Raw genomic sequence first — 20,921 nt, 5'->3', positions numbered from 1 at the left:
AGATGACTGATGAATTATTGATAAAGTTTCTGCTGAATGAAACGAGTGAAGAGGAAGGGATAACTGTGCAGGCATGGCTGGAGGCTGATCCTTCAAACCGGGCTTATTTCGGACAGTTTGAAAAGATCTGGAATGCAGGAAAAAAACTAGCGGTCTCCAGTACGGTTGATGAGCAGCAGGCATGGCTGAAATTTAAGGAGAAAGCGGCGAACCATGAAGCTATTGTAAGGCCGTTGAAACCAAGTTTCAGCTGGTTGAAGATCGCTGCCATACTGGTCATGATCGGTGGGATCTGGATGGCCTATAGCCTGTTTGGTCCTGACCGGTATAAGGATCTTGTAGCGCAAAACCAGGTACTGACTGAGCAGCTCCCCGATGGCTCTGAACTCACCTTAAACAAAAACTCTGAGATCAGCTATGTACGTAATTTCAAAAAACACCGCCATGTAAAACTAAGCAGGGGCAACGTGTTTTTCAATGTGGCACATGATAAAGCGCATCCTTTTGTCATCGGGATCAATAAGGTTTCAGTGACGGTGGTAGGTACTTCTTTCAATATTAAACGATTGAATGACCAGATAGAGATCATTGTGGAAACGGGGATCGTACGTGTGGAACTGAACGGGGAAAAGATTGAACTTCATAAGGGTGAAAAAATACTGATCGGAAGTCCTGATGATAAACTCATCAAAGAAAAGAATACCGACCAGCTGTACAATTATTACCGCAGTAATTTATTCATTGCCAACAATACACCGCTGCAAAAAGTAGCAGATGTGATGAACGAGGCTTATGGCTCACAGATCCGCATTAGTGATCCTTCATTGGGTGCAGAAACCATCAGCACTACATTTAAGGTAGATGCCGGGCTTGAAGGCAACCTGAAAGTGATCATGGAAACAATGGAGGTAAAAATAACGCGTAACGAAAATAAGATTCTGTTGTCTAGAGTTAAATGATGAAGATAAAAACAGTCCTGCTCCTGATGATGCTCCCGGGGTTTTGCATGGCACAAAGCACATTAGTTGAATACAGGCATAACCTGGATAAGCTGATCACCTTAAATATCAGGGCGCAGCCGGTATCTGAGGTGCTCAATAAAATGAGCAAGGCAGGTGATTTTTATTTCTCCTACAATGGTAAACTGTTTAACCAGGATAGTGTGGTCAGCATCAATATGCACAACAAACCAGTCCGGGATGTCCTGGACCAGCTGTTTACTGGTAAGGTCGACTACAGGGAGATCGGTGAGCATGTGATCCTCCGCTATGCTGCCAATCATCTTACCATAGAACCGGAGAACATTACAAGTGCCGAGCGGCTCTATCTGATCAGCGGATATGTGGTCGATACGGAGACCGGGCGCAAGGTAAAACAGGCAAGTGTCTATGAAAAGCGCTTGTTACAGTCCACCCTTACTGATGACGATGGTTATTTTAAGCTCCGGTTCAAGGGTGACCATACCGAGGTGATCCTGACTGCCAGTAAGGAGAATTACCGGGATACTTCCCTGGTTTTTCTTTCTGACATTAAAGTGAAGCCGGAAGGTTATGAAGACGCTGATGCTGAAAAAGCAAATGGACTGTCGAAAAGAAATATGGCTGAGTCTGGTTTCAGCCGGTTCTTCCTCTCTTCGAGGCAGCGGATCCAGGGCCTGAATATTCCGGATTTCTTTGCGAATACTCCTTTTCAGGCTTCCCTTACTCCCGGGCTCAGCTCTCATGGCGCTATGAGCTCTCAGGTGATCAACAAGTTTTCTTTAAATATAATCGGCGGTTATACTGCCGGGGTCAATGGATTTGAGATGGCTGGTATGTTCAACATCACCAGGGGAGATGTCAAAAAATTCCAGATTGCCGGTGTTTACAATGGAATCGGCGGATCTGTGGACGGCCTGCAAATCGCCGGGCTGGCCAATGATGTAAGAACGAAAGTCAATGGTGTACAGGCAGCCGGGCTCATCAATCATGTGAAGGAGGATATGGACGGGGTGCAGATCGCCGGCCTTGCAAATATTGTGTCCAAAGCGGTACACGGTACGCAGATAGCGGGACTGGGTAATTTTTCTGCCCGGGAGACTGACGGGATGCAGATTGCAGGCCTGGGTAATATTACTTCGCGGAGCATGAAAGGTATGCAGATTGCTGGCTTATTTAACTACGCCAAAGAAATGAAGGGAGTACAGATCGGACTGATCAACATCAACGGCAACAGCACGGGTTATAGCATTGGAATGATCAACTATTCTCATCGCGGCTACCATAAGATCAGTGTGTCTGCCAATGAGACCATCAATACCAATGTGGCCATCAAAACAGGCAATTCAAAGCTATATAACATCATTCTTGCGGGAAAAAACTTTTCAGACTCTGCTAAAATAGAGGCTTTCGGCCTGGGATTTGGACATGATTTCCTGTTTAGCAATAGGGTTTCCGTTGCGGCTGAAATCAGTGCGCAGTACCTGTATCTGGGCAATTGGAACGATACCAATACGCTGGCAAGGCTCCAGACCAACCTGCAAGTGGAGCTTGTAAGGGGCATTACCATTTTTGGCGGGCCGGCCTATTCGGTTTACCGGACCGAGGGGGCAAATGGATCGCCCGGAAAAGGGTATAGCAAACAGGTCGAACCGGCAAAGCATCATAGCTTCAGTACACAGATGAAGGGCTGGATGGGTTGGAATGTCGGAATTACCTTGTTTTAAAAAGCAGGGATTGAAAACGGTCAGGCCGGCAGCAGATCAATATACCAATATCCGGCGTTTTTCATCGCTGCGGTTTCATAGGTCTTAAATACTTTTTCACCCAATTCGAATCGTATCGGTGATCTGAATATTGGTCCGTCAAATGCAAAGGTGTGAAATTCGCCATTTTCCCCGCAAGGGTCTACTCCTTTGGGCAGGTCATTGATAAAGCTTTCGTCTATTACCCGTCCGCAAAAGTCCTGTAATCCGTCTTTGGCGCAGACAACCACGGTTTTATAGCCCAGACTGATAAATTCCCTGAGCACTTCGGTGGTGTCTCTTTTCCACAATGGAAAGCGCGCGGTCATCCCTATTTCGGCAAGTTTGTTTTCCCGGTACAGTTTCAGGTCTTCAAGAAAGATATCACCAAATATGGAATGGGTAATGCCTTTTGATTTGAGCTGACTGAGGTGGTGTTGCATGGCCTGCTCATACTCGCCCATGCCGGGCATTTCTGGCAGACGGACCTGATAAAGGTCTATACCTATGCTTTCTGCCTGTCTGATTAGCAAAGAAGACCGGACGCCATGCATAGAAACCCTGTCAAAGGCATCGTTTAGCGTAGTCAGCAGGTATTTTACGTATACCGAGGGATCCTGCAAGACATAATGTAATGCCAGGGTACTGTCTTTCCCACCACTCCAGTTGAACAAACATTTATTTTTCACCGGACAGATTGATCAAGAAGTTCCCGGGTATAGATGTTTATAAATCTTTTTGCGATATACGGCTCAGGAAGAAACAGCTCCGGGTGGAACATCGCCGCCAGGGCTTGTATGCCATGGACCAGCGTACCTGCACTTGGCTGGGTGAACATATCAAAATCGGCAATGTAAACGGCTTTATTTTTCACAGCTTCCAGATCTTCCCAGCCGGGATTAGCGGAAAGCAGGTGCATTTCTTCCATGCTGCGCTCAATGTCAAATCCACAGGGCGCGATCACCAGCACTTCAGGATTGTATTTTCTGACCTTCTCCCATTTGGTCACTATAGAATCTCCTCCCGGGTTGGAAAGCATGTCTACCCCACCTGCCGCCGCAATCTGAAAAGGGATCCAGTGCCCGCAGTTGTAAATGGGCGCAATCCACTCCATGATCATGACCCTTTTCAGGGGAGCGCGGCCGGCGCGGAGCTGGTCAATGATGTCATCCAGCTTTTGCTTTAGTCCGGCGAGGTAGTGCAGGGCTACCTCCTCCCTGCCCAAAGTTGTTGCGATGGTCAATGCGCAATCAAACACTTCCTGCAGGTTATTTGGGCTCAGCGTCACCAGCGCGGGCTGTTTGCTGAGATTGGCGATGGAAGACAAGGTACAGGCAGTGTCAATGAGGCATATTTCGCAGGTATCCTGGGTAAAGATCACATCAGGCCCGATCTGCTCCAGAAGTTCCTCATCTACCCAATACAGGCTTTTGCCCTGTGCTTTTGATGCTGAGAAAATACGGTCGATCTCGAGGCTGGAATAGTTCTTGCCTTCCAGGACACAGCGAACCACTTTTGGTAAGTCTGCCGCTTCTTTAGGACATTCAAAAGTTACCCCATAAAGGTGCTCCTGCAGGCCCATGTCGTAGATCATTTTGGTGGCTGCCGGTAAAAATGAAAGGATCTTCATAAAAGATATTTATAAAAAGCCCCTTTTGTGCATTGGCAAAAGGGGCTTAAAATGATTTTATAGCATGAATTAAGAGTGCTGCAACTCCGCAGTGCTGTTCAACTGCAATGCAGGGAATTTACTTTTTGCGTATTCAAATCCGCCAAACATGACCAGGCTGTAAACTAAAGTACTGACCAGCAGGTTTCTTTCCCATGGGATCGCATTTTGAAGCGCAAGCAGGTAGCCTGCAAAAGTCCTTGGGTACATAGAGCCGGTCATCATGACCACACTGATGTCAGAAACGATCCAGTGAATAAACACACAGGCAAATGAGCCGGCAATTACTGTCCAAACATTTACTTTCTTCATATACCTGCCTACAGTCACCATCAGCATAAAGCTCAGATAGGTCCATACTGCTGCATCAAATTTGCCGTCTATGTTGTAATAAACCGTTAAATTCAAAATCAGGTCACTGCAAAAAAGGATGATCAAAGGAATCAGATAAGCTTTGGTACGGCTTTTATAATAAGATCCTCCAAACATGGCAATGGCACCGATCGGCGTAAAATTGAACCAGGATGTAAAACTATCCAGGTGGAAGAAACGCGTGGCCGCAGCAGCAATAACGATCAGGATTAAGATGTAATTTCTGATGTTGATTTTATCTAATGACATATTTGTAGTTTTTTGAATCGTGTAAAAATATCAATTCTTTATCTAATATTAAAACTTACACCGGCATTCATGTTAAAACCCATACTGTTGTAACCATAAAACTCGTGATATTGCTCGTCAAGAACGTTCTTAAGATCTGCAAAAAGCTTTACTCTTTTATTAAGGAGCGTGTATTCAGCATAGAAATTCAGGAGTTTATAAGAAGGCAGGTCTTCGATGACATAATCGTTAAAGTTGCCATCTGTACGTGATCCGTTGTATTTGAACGAGGAACTCACATAAAGGGCGTGGGTCGCTTGCGCACCTGCGTTAATCCCAATAATGTGCTTTGGCCTGCGCAGCAGATAATTTGAAACTTCATTGGTTATGAAGTTGAACTCTGTTCCCTCCACATAAGCATAGTATCCGTTGATATTGAAAACACCGAACTTGACAGCGGGCTCTACCTCAAAACCTTTGGCAGTCTGACTGGCCTGGTTCACGTAACCCACATTTCCATATACGATGGCATTGGTCAGGTCTCTTTTGAAGCCAGCGGCGCGCAGGCTGTATTTGTCATCTGCAAAACTGATGTTGACACCTGCCTCGTAGTTTTTGGATTCTTCAGGATTGAGGTCCAGGTTGGCACCAAATGCGCCAAACAGATTTTCTAAGGTAGGCGCTTTAAATGAAGTGGAAACGGTACCAAATAGTTTGACTTGTTTGATCACATTGATAGATGGTGTAATGTTGTAAGTATAGTTTTCTCCATATTGGTCATGTTTATTATACCGTCCGCCTATTTCGATATTGAAAATACTGAGGTCATGTGCAAAAAGCGATGCGTAGGTACTGAAAAGATTGGTAGAAGGCTTTAAGTCTGAATTGACTTTGAATTTAGTAGCCCTGTTGTCGATCCCCACTAGCAGATCGAGTTTAGAGCCAAGTTTTTGGTTATAAAAAAGATCGATGAGCTGCATTTGACCTCTCGACAGACTTTCTCCGTATTGGCTAACTGATCCGGTATTTGTTGTTTCGTAGCTATAGTTTAAATTGATCTTGCCGGTATTAAACTCATATTTTGCATTAACACCGCCATTAAAATGTTCTGCCTTATAGTTATTTGTCGGACTGTCTGAAAAAGAACTCGCATCCAGGTCGTAATGTCCGTAAAAATACCGAAGGAACGGATTGATACTGAGCTGGTCCGTCGCCTGTAGTGAGAAATTTGCGTTGACGGCTCCGGTTTTGTTTCCGTCTTTGTCAAACTCCGCGGTGCTTCCTTTGGGAACTGCTGCTTCAGAAATCCCATCGGTTTTGCCTTGTGTATAGGCGATGTTGTAAGAGAACTTATCGACATTGGCACTCATGCCTATGGTGCCTTTGTAGGTTTTATAGCTTCCGTAACTGGCTACTCCATATACACTATTTCCTGCTTTCTTGCCCTTTTTGGTAATGACATTGATCACCCCTGCTACCGCATCTGAGCCATAGATAGTAGATTGTCCGCCTTTTATAATCTCGATATGGTCTATTTGATCGATGGCGAATAGACGAAGGTCAAAGGAAGAACCTGTACCCGCCGGGCTGCTCAGTAAGATCCCATCGACCAGTACCACAGCGTAAGCGCTGGCCGCACCTCTTACAAAAAGACTTTTATTGAGTCCCACATTTCCCGTAGTTCCGCCCACCACGATACCGGCTTGCTCATTGATCAGATCAGTCAGGTTTTTTCCGTAACTCCGTTCCAGTATTTCCGGTCCAATGATCGTGACCACCTTGCCGGTCTGAGATTGCTTCTGGTCATTTTTAGTTGCAGAAATCACTACGCTATCCAGCTTAATGGCTTCCTGTGCTCTGACGGTGTCATTGATACCAAATTGCAGTAATCCCAACCCGGCTGCAATGAATAGTTTGTTGTTAATCTTCATTTTCTATTGTTTGTTTAATTTATTCTTATTCAAAAAATATGGTAAACAACAACAATAATTTTGTTGTGAGTATTACCCACAGCAAACAGTTAGATCAAGGAAATGAAATACAATAAATAAGCACTCACTCCTAGCTTCAATCCCCGAAAGCTATGAAATTATCATGCAAATGGCAGGTCTTCTGACTTACTCCCGGTAATTCTGCCTTCCCAGTCCTCATCTTTTAAAGATTCGGAAAAGTGGCTTCGATTTGAACACCGTTTTGGAGCTTACAGCTGCGGGACAGTTACGGAATTACACCGTATTCCCTTTTAATTCTTTCTTTTTTTGAGAAAAGAAACCAAAAGCGCTGCAAATGTACTTAATTATTAAGCATTACAACAAACATCATTATATTTATGCTTATAATTCTTGTACATGAAACGATTATCCCTGCTCTTTTTTATTTTTATCCGCACAACTGTGATGGCCCAAAATACTGACACTGTGTATATTGAAAACCTGATGCTCAAACATGCAGATCTTTTTGCCGGTATACTGAATCATCCTCAAAAAAACCAGGTGCAGGTGCTGTATACGCAGGTAGACCGGGACAGCCGAAACAAGCCTGCATTTAAAACTTTCAGCTACAACCTGGATGATCACAGGTATTTTTACCCTGCCAGCACTGTTAAGCTCGCAGCTGTCATTTTCGCCCTGGAAAAGCTCAATGCATTAAAAATAAGAGGGCTGACAGTAAAAAGCACCATGATTACCGATAGTGCTTATGCCGGGCAGACCAGGGTGTTGCGGGACAGTACTGCAGAAAATCAATTGCCATCTCTGGAACATTATATCAAAAAAATCCTGCTGACCAGTGACAACGACGCGTTTAACCGCTTATTTGAATTCATCGGCCGGGCAGAGATCAACAGCAAGCTGAAAAAAAATGGCCTCAATAACAGCAGGATCCTCAACAGGCTGGCCATCGGCGATGCGGGGGAGCCCGCAAAGCACACCAATCCCATCAAATTTTACAATGGGGATAAGCTGATATATGATCAGCCGGCACAGTATGATTCCCTGGAATACCCGCTGGACCTAACCAATACAACCATGGGCATTGGTTACCTGGACAGTACCGATAAACTGGTCAGCAAACCTTTCAGGTTTGAAAACAAGAATGCTTTCGCCATTTCAGACCAGCAAGCCCTGATGAAAAAGCTGATTTTTCCGGAAGCTTTTCCGGCAGAAGAAAGGTTCAACCTCAAAGCTGCAGATTATAAGCTGATCTATACCTTTATGAGTAAGCTCCCTACCGAAAGCGACTATCCTGCCTATGATCCTAAGGAGTTTTGGCCGACCTATGCCAAAATGCTCTATTATGGCCGGCAAAAGGACGCAGAGCTTGATCCAGACATCAGAATCTTTAACAAGTACGGCGATTCCTATGGCTTCATCATTGACAATTCTTACTTTGTTGATTTCAAAAATAATATTGAGTTCTTTCTAACCGCTGTGGTCCAGTCTAACGAGGATGGCATCTACAATGATAATAAATATGAGTACGAGACAGTGTGTTATCCCTTTATGAAGAATCTTGGCAGGGTCATCTACGCAGAGGAACTGGAAAGAAAAAGAACACATCCTGCGGACCTGAAAAAATTTAGGATGCAATATTAACAATTGGCCTGTCTGATGTAGCGATTGCCTGGCCTGGCTCGTCATGTTTGATAAGTGCCCGGTATTGCTTTGAATAGTGGTGCATGAGATAAATTTAAGCAGCAGGGAAAATTTAAGTAAATTAATTACGTTAATTTGTACCATAAGTTTTAACACTATTTAACACTAAGAGTTTTACGTTTTTTTGATCTTTATCCCATGTTTAAAGAAATTCGCAATAGGTATATCCGTTATTTAAGTATATTCCTTTATTGTATCATCATCTTCTTTTGTGCGCTGCAACTCAACTTCTTATGGCTCTTTGGATACTCCCCCTCCCGTAAAGACATTAAAACCCCTACCCTTCGTGTAGGATCAGAATTGTATACTTCAGACGGCAAACTGATAGGCCGCTACTATAAAGAAAACAGGACTCCGGTTAATTTTAATGAAATTGCCCCAAGTGTCATCAACGCACTGGTTGCCACTGAAGATGCCCGTTTTTACAGTCATATGGGTATAGATTTCCGTTCGTTATTATCCAGCTCGATCTCCACCGCTACCGGAGACAGGCGTGGTGCAAGTACCATCACACAGCAGCTTGCCAAAAACCTTTACCGCACCAGATATAATAAATCCCAGGGTCTCCTCAGTAAAATTCCCCTGTTGCGCACCATCATCCCAAAACTCAAGGAATGGCTGACCGCCGTCAAGTTGGAATCCAACTATTCTAAAAACGACATCATCACCATGTACCTGAATACTGTATCATTTGGTAACAATGCATATGGGATAAAGACGGCCTCCAGGATCTATTTCGATAAAGAAGCTAATGAACTGGACATACCTGAATCCGCTCTGCTGGTAGGTATGTTAAAGGGGACTACGATCTATAATCCGATTAAAAATCCTGACAAGGCCCTGGAAAGACGCAATGTGGCCCTGACCCAAATGAACAAATACGAATACATTACGGCCGCGCAATTAAACACCTTCAAAAACGCACCGCTTAAGCTTAAGGAAGGACGTGTAGACGAAGGCAGTGACGGCGATTCCTACCTTAGGGCAGCTGTGGACAAATATCTGGATAAATGGTGTAAAGACAACAATTACAATCTTTATGAAGATGGCCTGAAAATCTATACGACTATAGACTCCAAGCTGCAGAAATACGCCGAGGAAGCCGTTGCAGAGCAGATGAAATCTTTACAACGCAGGTTTTATAATGTATGGGGTGATGAAGATCCATGGGAAGATTCTGAAAAACAAAAGGTCGACTACCCTGCAAGAGCGATGAAAAACCTGCCCATCTATTCCCTGCTGCAAAAAAAATTTGCAAATACACCTGATTCTGTCACGGCTTATTTTAACAGGAAAAAGAAGATGAAGATCTTTACCTGGAAAGGCGACCGCGACACGTTATTCTCTACCATGGATTCTATCCGCTATTATGGCAAAATATTGAATACAGGTATGATGACCCTCGATCCTTTTAACGGCAAGATCAAAGTTTGGGTGGGCGGCATTGACCACAAATTCTTTAAATATGATCATGTAAAGCAATCCAAAAGACAAGCAGGGTCCACATTTAAGCCTTTTGCCTATCTGGCCGCCCTGGAGCAGGGAATGAGTCCATGTGATAAATTTACTGACAAGCCAGTCAGGATCGCTTACCAGGAAAAAGGCAAAACAGAATATTGGGAGCCTAAAAACTCTGACTGGAGTGTCACTTACCGTGAAATGTCCTTACGCTGGGCCATGGCCAAATCGGTAAATACCATTACCGCACAGGTAACAGATGCCGTGGGTGCTGAAAATGTGGTCAAATGGGCACATGAATGCGGTATAGACAGCCATCTGGCCTCAGTACCCTCGGTTAGTTTAGGTCCGAATGATGTCTCGGTATACGAAATGGTAAGGGCTTATGGTACTTTCTTAAATGACGGGATCAGAACTGATCCTATTCTGGTAGAAAAGATCACGGATCTGGACGACAATATCATTGAAGAATTCACCGCAAAAATGAAACGTGTACTTACAGAAGAAATTTCCTGGCTGATGCTATATATGTTCAGAGGCGGTATGGAAGAACCCGGCGGCACCTCACAGGCGCTTTGGGAATGGGATCTTTGGAAAAAGAACAACCAGATCGGCGGGAAAACAGGTACTTCATCTGATTACGTGGATGCCTGGTATATGGGCATTACCAAGGATCTGGTCACCGGTGTATGGGTAGGCTGTGATGAGCGTACTGCACATTTTCAGAATGGGGAAACTGGGGAAGGGTCCAGAACTGCCCTTCCTATTTTTGCCAAGTTTATGGAGAAGGTCTATAAAGATCCGACTACGGGTTATACCATGGGTCCCTTCCCAAAATCCAAGGTTAAAATCACGAGGGATATCAACTGTCCTTCACCGAGATTTGAGGTAGACACTACAGAAAATGACAGCCTCCTGGTCGACTCCTCAGATTTTGAAGTGCCCGTAATGGAAGAAACACCTGAGCAGCCTGTTCAAAACCAGGAAGTAATCACACCGAAACCTGAAGAACAAAAACCTGTTGAGCCTGTTAAACAACCTGCTGTGGCTGTTCCGCTTACCAAAAAGGAAGAGCGTCAGTTGAAAAGAAAGCAGAGACAGGAAGAAAAAGAGCGAGAAAAAAACAACAACAACTAGCCTGAAACCCCAAACAACTATTATTGCTAAGATTACGTACATTTAATTATACAACTAAACTATTCATATGACAAGGAGCTTTACATTTTTGAGACGATCAATCCCGCTGCTGATCATCCTTATGGTATTTGCTGTTTCGGTTCAGGCTCAATACTTTGGACAAAACAAAGTGAGGTATAAGAACGAAAAGTTCAAAGTTCTGCAGACACCACACTTTGAGCTGTATTATTACCTCAAAAATGAAAAGATGATCCATAAGATCATTCAGGAAGCTGAAACCTGGTACAAGATGCACCAGGAGATCTTCAGAGATACTTTCCTGAAAAAGAACCCTATCATTTTATACAGCAACCATCCTGATTTTCAACAGACTACAGCACTTCAGGGAGAAATCGGCATCGGTACGGGTGGTGTTACGGAGGCGCTGAAGAACAGGGTGATCATGCCGGTTATGGAATTGAGCAATCAAACCAGGCATGTACTGGGCCATGAGCTTGTCCATGCTTTTCAATACCATATCCTGTTAGAGAAAGATTCTGTTGGTCTTGAAAACATCAGTGAGATCCCTTTGTGGATGATCGAGGGTATGGCGGAATATTTGTCTGTCGGAAAGGTAGATGCCTTTACCTCCATGTGGATGCGGGATGCTTTACTCAATAGGGACATCCCTTCTTTGAAAGACCTGACGAATTCAAATAAGTACTTTCCTTACCGTTACGGACAAGCGTTCTGGACCTTTATAGGGTCCATGTACGGAGATACGACGATTGTTCCCCTGTTTAAGGCAACCGCAAGATTCGGCTATGAAAATGGATTAAAATATACTTTTGGTTACGATGACAACACGCTTTCAGGTCTTTGGAAGAACGCGATCGAATCTCACTACCGGCCCATGCTGAAAGCAGACAGTTCACAGGTTAAGATCAGTGGCACGAAGATCATCGACAACAAAAATGCAGGCAATATGAACGTTGCTCCTGCGGTTAGTCCTGACGGCAAGTACCTCGCTTTTCTTTCGGAAAAAGATCTCTTTGGAGTCGATCTTTTCCTTGCAGATGCCAGGACAGGCAGGATCATCAGAAAGCTGAGCAGCCAGGTCTCAAATTCACACATCGATGATTTTAACTTTATAGAATCTGCGGGAACCTGGTCTCCCGACAGCAAGCAGTTTGCTTTCAGTATATTCAGTAAGGGCAAGAACCAAATGATGGTCATCAACATTGACAACGGAAGTGTGGCGCTGCGCGCGGATATGGGCAAAGTGGAGCAATTCGGGAACCTGACCTGGTCGCCAAACGGCGAGGATATTGCCTTTTCCGGAATGGTCGAAGGCCAGGGAGACATTTTCTCTTACAACCTGAAAACCAAAACGGTCACCCAGATCACCAATGATGTTTTTTCTGATTATGCCCCAAGCTATTCGCCTGACGGAAAAAAGATTGTTTTCTCTTCAGACAGGGCTGCCATCAACAAAAACGGGATCACTGCAGTGCAGCCAATTAACCTTACAGTTTATGACATTGCCAGCAAATCCTTAACAGATGTACCGGTGTTTCCGGGCGCAAATAACCTGAACGCCCAATTCTCAGGCGACAGCAAAAGGCTGTTCTTTCTATCCAACAGAGACGGTTTCAGGAATTTGTATGAATATAACCTCGAAGGAAATACGGTAAATCAGTTAACTGATTACTTCACCGGCATCAGCGGAATTACCGAGTTCTCCCCTGCCATTTCTGTAGCCAGAAATGATGACATTATTTACAGCTACTATCGCTCCCAGCGCTATACACTGTACAATTCTCCGTTAAGTAACTTCAAATCAAAATCTGTTGACCCCAACGAAGTCAATTTTGATGCTGCCGTCCTTCCGCCTAAGGAAAGTGTAGGCGTAGATATTGTCAACTCCAACCTGAATAACTTTGAAAGGTTTGAAAAGACCACTTCTGATTCTATGAAAACAGTACCATACCGTCCTAAGTTTAGGTTAGATTATTTGGCCAATAGCGGCGTGGGTGTATCTACGAGCAGGTTCGGTACCGGGATGCAGGGAGGCATTGTAGGTATGTTCAGTGATATCCTTGGCAGAAACCAGATCATTGCCAACCTGTCTGTAAATGGTGAGATTTATGATTTTGGAGGCATGGTAGGTTACATCAATCAACAAAACCGGATCAACTGGGGTGTCGCTGTATCACACATCCCGTACATTACAGGTTTCAGAGAGATTGTCGAGGACCAGCTAACTTATAATAACGGCGAAAAGCTTGATGTAATCAACGACCGGACCAACCTGATCAGGACATTTGAAGACCAGGTACAGCTGTTTGGCTCCTACCCTTTCAGCAAAGTACACAGGTTTGAAGCCGGGGGCGCATTTTCCTACTACAGCTATCGTGTTGACCGTATCAGCAACTATTATACCTACGACGGGTTGTATCTGACATCAGAGCGCTCAAAAATTCCAACAAGCCAGGCTACCAATGAGTTTGGATTCCCTTTGAATTCATTTAATATATTTCAGGCCAATGCATCCTTTGTCGGAGACAATTCTATAAACGGACTGACCTCTCCGCTGGATGGTTTCAGATACAGGGTAGGTGCCGAAAAGTATTTTGGAGACTACAATTTTTCTGCAGTAACTGTTGATCTCAGGAAATATGTCCGCCTTAAACCAATTACACTAGCTGCCAGGACATATAATTACCAGAGGATCGGTAAAGATGGTGAAAATCTATACCCCCTGTTTGTAGGCTATCCATACTATATCCGCGGATATGAAGCAAATTCATTGTATAAGAGCCAGAACCAGGATGGCACCTTCGACATCAATCAGCTGTCAGGAAGTAAAATGGCAGTATTCAACTTTGAAATCAGACTTCCGTTTACAGGTCCTAAGAAGCTGACGCAAATACCTTCCAAATTTTTGTTTTCTGATCTGAATCTGTTCTTTGATGCAGGTCTGGCATGGAATGAAGATTCCAAAGTGGTTTTTAAAAGCCAGCCAACCTATGAAACTGTTAATGTACTCGATCAGCAGGGACAACCTATTCTGGATGATGACAACAATCCCATCACTACTAAGGTCACGAACGAACGGGTTCCGGCATTAAGTGTAGGTATTTCTCTGAGGGTTAATGTATTTGGGTATTTTGTACTGGAACCTTATTATGCTTTCCCTTTCCAGCGCAAGGACAAATCCTCGGGAGTGTTCGGATTGACCTTTGCACCAGGCTGGTAATTTACAGCCGACCCAGGACATATCACCACATTAGGTATCACTCAAAGCCTGAATACCATGTATTCGGGCTTTGTTATTTAAAAAGCTTAAGAGAGTATGGCGAAAGGCAGATTAACCTGGTTTACGATCTTCTTCCCCGACATCAGGTGTTCAAAATCCAAGCCAATGGTCAGATCGATCCAATCCGGGTTGCAGGATCTGACCACCCTTTCCTTTTGCATCCTTGTAAACCTGCTCATTAATTTAAACCTGCTCAATGCCTGCACTTCAGTTTTAAACTCTTCAAAGTACACCAGACGGGTGAGCTGCTGGGCATTATCAAAGAACAGGCTCGGCATCTGTTTGTAAAAATCTAATGTCTTAATGAGATCTGAACTCATTCCAACGTGTAAACTAGTACGGTTTCTGTCGGTTACGATATAGACGAATTTTTTCATGTCTTTAAGCTTAAATGGTTACAAACTAATTTAATTAGTACACTTGTTGGTTATTTCAATAAATATTACTAACTTTATTGGCACAATAATACTAACTATTTTAGTAAAAACAAATAAATATTAAATTTTTATTTTATGTCAAATATTTCATCCAATCTTAAGTACTTAAGAAAGAAAAAAGGCCACACACAGCAGCAATTTGCTGATGCTATGGAAATTAAGAGATCTCTTATCGGAGCTTATGAAGAAGACCGGGCAGAGCCGAAATATGATTTACTAAAGAAAATAGCAGAATATTTTGATTTGACCATTGATGAATTTATCAATGAAAATATAAATGACAACTGGAAACCAAAGCCAAAAAGCCAGGGTTCTAACCTGCGCATACTGAGTATCTCTGTTGACAAAGACGACAACGAGAACATCGAAATGGTCCCGGTTAAAGCAAGCGCGGGCTATCTTAATGGTTTCTCTGACCCCCAATATATTAAAGAGCTGCCCAAATTCCAGCTCCCGCTTCCTTTTTTAAGACAGGGAACCTTCAGAGCCTTTGAGATTATCGGCGACTCTATGCTCCCCATCCAGTCGGGCAGCATCATCCTGGCAGAATACCTGGACAACTGGAACGACGTTAAAACTGGCGAGACCTATATCATCATCAGCAAAAATGAAGGCGTAGTCTACAAAAGGGCCGGAAACCGTTTTAAAGACAACAAAGAGCTAAAGCTGATATCTGACAATAAAGTATACGATGCCTATACGGTAGCCGCTGAAGATATTCTGGAAATCTGGAAAGCAAAAGCCTACATTTCCTCTACCCTTCCCGACCCTACACCTGAGCCTACAATTGAGACCCTGACAAACATGATGTCGCAAATGCAAAAATCAATCTCGCAGTTAAACAAGAACTAAGGTAACGAGCCTAAGCGCAGGAACACATTAAAAGATTAACAGTTCAATGAATAAAGAAAGCAGATTATTAGTCTGCTTTCTTTATTTTTGAGCATAATGAATACAGCCGAACAGTTTATGAAAGACAGGTTACAAAGCAGAACCGACAACGGCTCGCTCAGAAACCTGTCTTCCAGCCATCTTCCCGTTGATTTCTGTTCAAATGATTACCTTGGCTTTGCCAGATCAACAATGCTAAAAGAGCAGATTGATCAGGAATTAAATAAACACAGTCTTTATCAAAATGGATCTGGCGGCTCAAGGCTGCTCAGCGGAAACACTGAATATACAGAAGAAACCGAATCTTTCATTGCGGTTTTTCATCAAGCGCAAGCTGCCCTGATCTTCAACTCTGGTTACGATGCCAATCTAGGATTGCTCTCCTGCCTCGCACAGCGCGGCGATACCATCATCTCAGATGAGCTCATCCATGCCAGCCTTGTAGACGGGGCCAGGCTTACCTATGCCAGTCGGTATACCTTCAGACACAACGATTTAAACGATCTGGAAACCAAACTTAAAAACGCCAAAGGCAATAGCTATGTCGTCACAGAAAGTGTATATTCTATGGACGGTGATACCGCCCCCTTACCGGAAATAAGCGCATTATGCGACCGGTACAATGCCAATCTCATTGTAGATGAGGCCCATGCTCTGGGTATAATTGGTGATCATGGCAAAGGATTGGTTCAGCACCTGGGCCTTCAGGACAAAGTTTTTGCAAGAGTGGTCACATTTGGTAAAGCGCTGGGTTGTCATGGTGCTGCCGTGCTCGGCAGTTTAGCGTTGCGCCAGTACCTCATTAACTTTGCAAGGTCTTTTATATATACTACCGCCGCCCCAATCCATACGATAGCCGCAGTAAAATGCGCGTATCAAATGCTTTTGACGACAGACTTTAGTCTTATAATCAGAGAAAAGATCAAACATTATGCTGATCTGGCAAACACTACAGGCCTTAATCACCCGGCCCCTACACCAAGCGCCATCCAAACCCTGATACACCCGGGAAACACTGCAGCCAGAACTGCGGCAGCGTTGTTGCAAAACAAAGGGATTGATGTAAGGGCCATATTAAGTCCTACCGTCCACGCAGGACAGGAGCGGCTCAGGATTTGCCTGCATACCTACAATACCGATGAAGAGATCAAACAACTGGCCACAGAACTAGCCCAACTAAAAAGCAATGAGTAATATCTATTTTGTAACAGGAATCGGAACCGGGATAGGCAAGACAGTAGTAAGCGCCATCCTCACCGAAAAATTAAATGCCGACTACTGGAAGCCCATACAATCGGGTGATCTGGAGATCAGCGATAGCCTGCTTGTCAAAAACCTGCTCAGCAACACAAAAACTGTCATCCACCCCGAACGCTACAGACTGGGGCAGCCCCTGTCACCGCACTTATCTGCCAGGCTCGACGGTATAGAGATCAGCCTGGCAGCGATACAAGCACCCCAAACAGACAATGACCTGATCATTGAAGGCGCAGGTGGCTTAATGGTACCTTTAAACAACGAAGACCTGATCCTCGACCTCATCAAAAAAACGAATGCTAAAGTCATTGTAATCTCTCAAAACTATCTGGGAAGCATAAACCATACCCTGCTCACTTTAGAAGTACTCAAAATAAGCCAAATAGCGATAGAAGGCTTGATATTCAATGGTGTTTCAAATCCGGAAAGCGAAGCCTATATCAGCCAGTACAGCAAAGTAAGAGTACTGGGCCGGATTCCTAAAATAAGTGTCATAGATAAAGAAAGCATCAAAGAAGCGGGTAAGTATATTACCTTGTGATCAATATGGACGACAACAAAAAAGGGAACCATATAGGTTCCCTTTTTTTAATATCAGATAATTTTATATCTATTTTACTGCATCAATTACCGCTTTAAAAGCTTCCGGATGGTTCATCGCTAAATCAGCCAGAACTTTACGGTTCAAGCCAATGTTTTTAGTGGCTAACTTACCAATCAATTGAGAGTAAGATATACCATGCTGACGTGCTCCAGCATTGATACGCTGAATCCACAATCCGCGGAACTCTCTTTTCTTAACTTTACGGTCACGATATGCATACTGCAAACCTTTTTCTACCGTATTTTTAGCAATGGTGAAAACCTTGCTTCTTGATCCCCAATAGCCTTTGGCTAAATTTAAGACCTTTTTCCTTCTTCTTCTCGAAGCTACTGCGTTTACCGAACGTGGCATGTTTTAATTGTTTTTGATAAACGGTGTTGCGTATTACAGCAAACTTATCTACCGGTTACCTGGTTAAAAATTTAATTATTTACCGATTGCAAGCATACGTTTAACGTTGCCCATGTCAGCATCAGAAACCATTGATGTTTGACCTAAGTTACGCTTACGTTTAGTCGACATCTTAGTTAGGATGTGGCTTTTGTATGCGTTCTTTCTTGCGATTTTACCTGTTCCAGTAAGCGAAAAACGCTTTTTAGCACTGGAATTGGTTTTCATTTTTGGCATAACCTGTGTTTATTTATTTAATTTATTTATTTCTTAGCAACTTTTGGCGCAAGTGTTAAAAACATACGCTTTCCTTCCAGCTTAGGCAGCAATTCTACCTTACCGATATCTTCTAAAGCCTGGGCAAATTTCAGCAACAAAATCTCTCCCTGCTCTTTATAAACAATCGCCCTTCCTTTAAAGTGAACATAAGCCCTTACCTTCTCACCGTTCTCCAGGAAACTGACCGCATGTTTCAGCTTAAACTGAAAATCGTGATCATTGGTATTAGGACCGAACCTGATCTCTTTGATAACTGTTTGTTTGGCATTGGCCTTAATCTCTTTCTGCTTTTTCTTTTGCTCGTAAACAAACTTGCTGTAATCGATTATTCTGCATACAGGCGGCACTGCATTCGGAGAGATCTCTACAAGATCCAGCTCCAATTCGTCTGCTAGCGCCAAAGCTTTTGCCAAAGGATAAATCCCTGGTTCCACATTATCCCCAGCTAACCTTACCTCTTGTGCTCTGATAAACTGATTAATATTATGTTCTGCTTCTTTTTTCTTAAAAGGAGGACGTGGTCCCCTGTTAAATCCTGGTCTGCCTAATGCCAAATTTGTATCCTGTTAAACTGTTATTTCTTTAATTAATAATTCACTAAACTCATGCAGGTTCATCTCACCCAAATCCCCCTCACCATGCTTCCTTACTGATACCTTTCCCTCCGCACTTTCCTTTTCACCGATGATCAGCATATAGGGTATCTTTTTCACCTCTGCATCCCTGATTTTCCTTCCGATCTTTTCATCTCTAAAGTCAATCAGCCCGCGAATATCGGAATTATTTAGTTCATCTGAAACTTTTTTTGCATATTCTTCATACTTTTCAGAGATAGGCAGGATAATAAATTGTTCCGGTGACAACCACAATGGGAAATTACCTGCACAATGTTCAATCAACACTGCTATAAAACGCTCCAAAGAGCCGAATGGCGCTCTGTGGATCATCACCGGTCTGTGTTTCAGATTATCGCTTCCTGTATATTCCAGTTCGAATCGCTCAGGTAAATTGTAGTCTACCTGGATCGTGCCCAGCTGCCACTTCCTGCCCAAAGCATCCTTGACCATAAAATCCAGTTTCGGACCGTAAAATGCTGCCTCTCCGTATTCAACAACCGTAGGCAGCCCTTTCTCTGCAGCAGCCTCTACAATTGCTGACTCTGCAAGATGCCAGTTTTCATCCGAACCAATATATTTCGTCTTATTGTCAGGATCCCTTAAAGAAACCTGTGCAATATAATCGTCAAAACCCAGCGACTTGAACACATACAATACCAGGTCAATCACTTTCTTAAACTCTTCCTTCACCTGATCAGGCCTGCAGAACAAATGAGCATCGTCCTGTGTAAATCCGCGTACCCTGGTCAGGCCGTGCAGCTCTCCGCTTTGCTCATAGCGGTAGACTGTCCCAAATTCTGCAAAACGCAAAGGAAGATCCTTATACGAACGAGGTTTTACTTTATAGATTTCGCAGTGGTGCGGACAGTTCATGGGTTTAAGGAAAAACTCCTCACCTTCCTGCGGTGTTTTTATCGGCTGAAACGCATCCTTGCCATATTTCTCATAATGACCGGAAGTAATGTATAAATTTTTATGCCCGATATGCGGGGTTGCTACCTGCTCATATCCCGCCTTAGCCTGTGCCTTTGTTAAAAACTGAACCAGACGCTCACGCAAAGCAGCACCTTTTGGCAACCACAACGGCAGGCCCATGCCCACTTTTTCAGAAAAAGCAAACAATTCCAGTTCCTTACCAAGCTTGCGGTGATCCCGCTTCTTAGCCTCTTCGATCATATGAAGATATTCAGTCAGCTCACTTGCTTTAGGGAAAGTAACCCCATAGATCCTGGTCAGTTGTTTCCTGGTTTCATCCCCGCGCCAGTAAGCACCGGCCACGTTCATCAGCTTTACTGCTTTTACAAAACCAGTATTCGGGATATGCGGGCCGCGGCAGAGATCTGTAAAAGCACCCTGTGTATAAAAAGTGATCTTTCCGTCTTCAAGACCTTCTAAAAGGTCCAGTTTATATTCATCACCTTTTTCATTAAAATAAGCGACCGCATCGGCCTTTGAAATTGCTTTACGTTCAAATACTTCCTTCTGTCTTGCCAGTTCCAGGATCTTCTCTTCAATGGCTTTAAAGTCATCCGAAGAAAACTCGCGGTCCCCAAAGTCGACATCATAATAAAACCCGGTTTCTATAGCGGGGCCGATTCCGAATTTCGTACCCGGATAGAGCGTTTCCAATGCCTCGGCCATAATGTGCGCCGAAGAATGCCAGAAAGTGGCTTTACCGGCAGGGTCATTCCAGGTCAGTAATTTCACAGAAGCATCAGACTCAATCGGTCTGGATGAGTCCCAGATCTCTCCGTTCACTTCAGCAGCTAAAACGTTGCGGGCCAGGCCCTCAGAAATTGACAATGCAATTTGGTGGGCAGTCGTGCCCTTTTCGTACTGACGGCTTGAGCCATCAGGCAGTGTAATGTTAATCATCTACAACTATGATTTAAAAAATTAAAAAAATGTA

Annotated in this window: 17 protein-coding genes and 1 riboswitch; of the genes, 8 read left to right on the top strand and 9 right to left on the bottom strand. The window is 43.7% G+C overall.

Annotation, left to right across the window (positions count from 1 at the left end; translation table 11 throughout):
* Nucleotides 1-2: 2 nt before the first annotated feature.
* Together QEP08_RS05005 and QEP08_RS05000 are read left to right on the top strand one after the other, a co-directional pair.
* A complete protein-coding gene (locus tag QEP08_RS05005; protein ID WP_285056360.1) occupies nt 3-959 on the top strand; it encodes a FecR family protein in 957 nt (318 codons plus the stop codon).
* Nucleotides 956-2,704 (top strand): STN and carboxypeptidase regulatory-like domain-containing protein, encoded by a 1,749-nt coding sequence (locus QEP08_RS05000; protein WP_285056359.1) that lies wholly within the window; start codon nt 956-958, stop codon nt 2,702-2,704. Before QEP08_RS05005 ends, QEP08_RS05000 begins: the two co-directional genes overlap by 4 nt.
* A 20-nt stretch (nt 2,705-2,724) precedes the next feature.
* Here the strand turns inward: QEP08_RS05000 and QEP08_RS04995 are convergent, their stop codons facing one another.
* From QEP08_RS04995 to QEP08_RS04980, 4 genes are all read right to left on the bottom strand, one after another.
* A complete protein-coding gene (locus QEP08_RS04995) occupies nt 2,725-3,411 on the bottom strand; it encodes a Dph6-related ATP pyrophosphatase (protein WP_285056358.1) in 687 nt (228 codons plus the stop codon).
* On the bottom strand, nt 3,408-4,352 hold the full coding sequence (locus tag QEP08_RS04990) for an ABC transporter substrate-binding protein (protein ID WP_285056357.1): 945 nt from the start codon (nt 4,350-4,352) through the stop codon (nt 3,408-3,410). The genes QEP08_RS04995 and QEP08_RS04990 overlap by 4 nt, the downstream gene beginning before the upstream one ends.
* A gap of 69 nt (nt 4,353-4,421) precedes the next feature.
* Nucleotides 4,422-5,012: a DUF6580 family putative transport protein gene (locus tag QEP08_RS04985; protein ID WP_285056355.1), complete on the bottom strand. Its 591-nt coding sequence runs from the start codon at nt 5,010-5,012 to the stop codon at nt 4,422-4,424.
* A gap of 38 nt (nt 5,013-5,050) precedes the next feature.
* Nucleotides 5,051-6,922 (bottom strand): TonB-dependent receptor plug domain-containing protein, encoded by a 1,872-nt coding sequence (locus QEP08_RS04980; RefSeq protein WP_285056353.1) that lies wholly within the window; start codon nt 6,920-6,922, stop codon nt 5,051-5,053.
* 154 nt (nt 6,923-7,076) lie between these two features.
* Nucleotides 7,077-7,282, bottom strand: a riboswitch (cobalamin riboswitch).
* Between the two features lie 57 nt (nt 7,283-7,339).
* Between QEP08_RS04980 and QEP08_RS04975 the strand changes: the two genes are divergently transcribed.
* From QEP08_RS04975 to QEP08_RS04965, 3 genes are all read left to right on the top strand, one after another.
* Nucleotides 7,340-8,584: a serine hydrolase gene (locus tag QEP08_RS04975; protein ID WP_285056351.1), complete on the top strand. Its 1,245-nt coding sequence runs from the start codon at nt 7,340-7,342 to the stop codon at nt 8,582-8,584.
* Nucleotides 8,585-8,782: 198 nt separating this feature from the next.
* Nucleotides 8,783-11,239 carry a penicillin-binding protein 1A gene (locus QEP08_RS04970; protein WP_285056349.1) on the top strand — a complete coding sequence of 819 codons (2,457 nt, stop codon included), beginning with the start codon at nt 8,783-8,785 and terminating at the stop codon, nt 11,237-11,239.
* A gap of 67 nt (nt 11,240-11,306) precedes the next feature.
* On the top strand, nt 11,307-14,477 hold the full coding sequence (locus tag QEP08_RS04965) for a tolB protein precursor (protein ID WP_285056348.1): 3,171 nt from the start codon (nt 11,307-11,309) through the stop codon (nt 14,475-14,477).
* A gap of 86 nt (nt 14,478-14,563) precedes the next feature.
* Here the strand turns inward: QEP08_RS04965 and QEP08_RS04960 are convergent, their stop codons facing one another.
* Entirely contained in the window at nt 14,564-14,914 is a 351-nt protein-coding gene (locus QEP08_RS04960) for a GIY-YIG nuclease family protein (protein ID WP_285056347.1), read from the bottom strand.
* A gap of 135 nt (nt 14,915-15,049) precedes the next feature.
* Here QEP08_RS04960 and QEP08_RS04955 point away from each other — a divergent pair, with 135 nt between their 5' ends.
* From QEP08_RS04955 to bioD, 3 genes are all read left to right on the top strand, one after another.
* The gene (locus QEP08_RS04955; RefSeq protein WP_285056346.1) at nt 15,050-15,826 is read left to right on the top strand and encodes an XRE family transcriptional regulator; all 777 of its coding nucleotides are present in this window, start codon (nt 15,050-15,052) and stop codon (nt 15,824-15,826) included.
* Nucleotides 15,827-15,922: 96 nt separating this feature from the next.
* Nucleotides 15,923-17,059, top strand: coding sequence for an aminotransferase class I/II-fold pyridoxal phosphate-dependent enzyme (locus QEP08_RS04950; RefSeq protein ID WP_285056344.1), 1,137 nt, complete (start codon nt 15,923-15,925; stop codon nt 17,057-17,059).
* Nucleotides 17,052-17,663 (top strand): dethiobiotin synthase, encoded by a 612-nt coding sequence (gene bioD / locus QEP08_RS04945; RefSeq protein WP_285056342.1) that lies wholly within the window; start codon nt 17,052-17,054, stop codon nt 17,661-17,663. Before QEP08_RS04950 ends, bioD begins: the two co-directional genes overlap by 8 nt.
* Nucleotides 17,664-17,732: 69 nt before the next feature.
* On the opposite strand, the gene rplT is transcribed toward bioD, so the two are convergent.
* The 4 genes from rplT to thrS all read right to left on the bottom strand — a co-directional run bounded on the left by rplT (nt 17,733) and on the right by thrS (nt 20,887).
* Nucleotides 17,733-18,077, bottom strand: coding sequence for a 50S ribosomal protein L20 (rplT, locus tag QEP08_RS04940; RefSeq protein ID WP_048905003.1), 345 nt, complete (start codon nt 18,075-18,077; stop codon nt 17,733-17,735).
* Between the two features lie 75 nt (nt 18,078-18,152).
* A complete protein-coding gene (gene rpmI, locus QEP08_RS04935) occupies nt 18,153-18,353 on the bottom strand; it encodes a 50S ribosomal protein L35 (protein ID WP_048905002.1) in 201 nt (66 codons plus the stop codon).
* A 26-nt stretch (nt 18,354-18,379) separates the two neighbouring features.
* The gene (gene infC, locus QEP08_RS04930) at nt 18,380-18,949 is read right to left on the bottom strand and encodes a translation initiation factor IF-3 (RefSeq protein ID WP_008238148.1); all 570 of its coding nucleotides are present in this window, start codon (nt 18,947-18,949) and stop codon (nt 18,380-18,382) included.
* A gap of 12 nt (nt 18,950-18,961) precedes the next feature.
* On the bottom strand, nt 18,962-20,887 hold the full coding sequence (gene thrS, locus QEP08_RS04925) for a threonine--tRNA ligase (RefSeq protein WP_285056331.1): 1,926 nt from the start codon (nt 20,885-20,887) through the stop codon (nt 18,962-18,964).
* Nucleotides 20,888-20,921: the final 34 nt, after the last annotated feature.

The organism is Pedobacter ginsengisoli (assembly GCF_030244015.1).
GTDB lineage: Bacteria > Bacteroidota > Bacteroidia > Sphingobacteriales > Sphingobacteriaceae > Pedobacter > Pedobacter ginsengisoli.
Note: the sequence above shows the minus strand (reverse complement) of the source record. Positions and strands in the feature narration are given on the sequence as shown.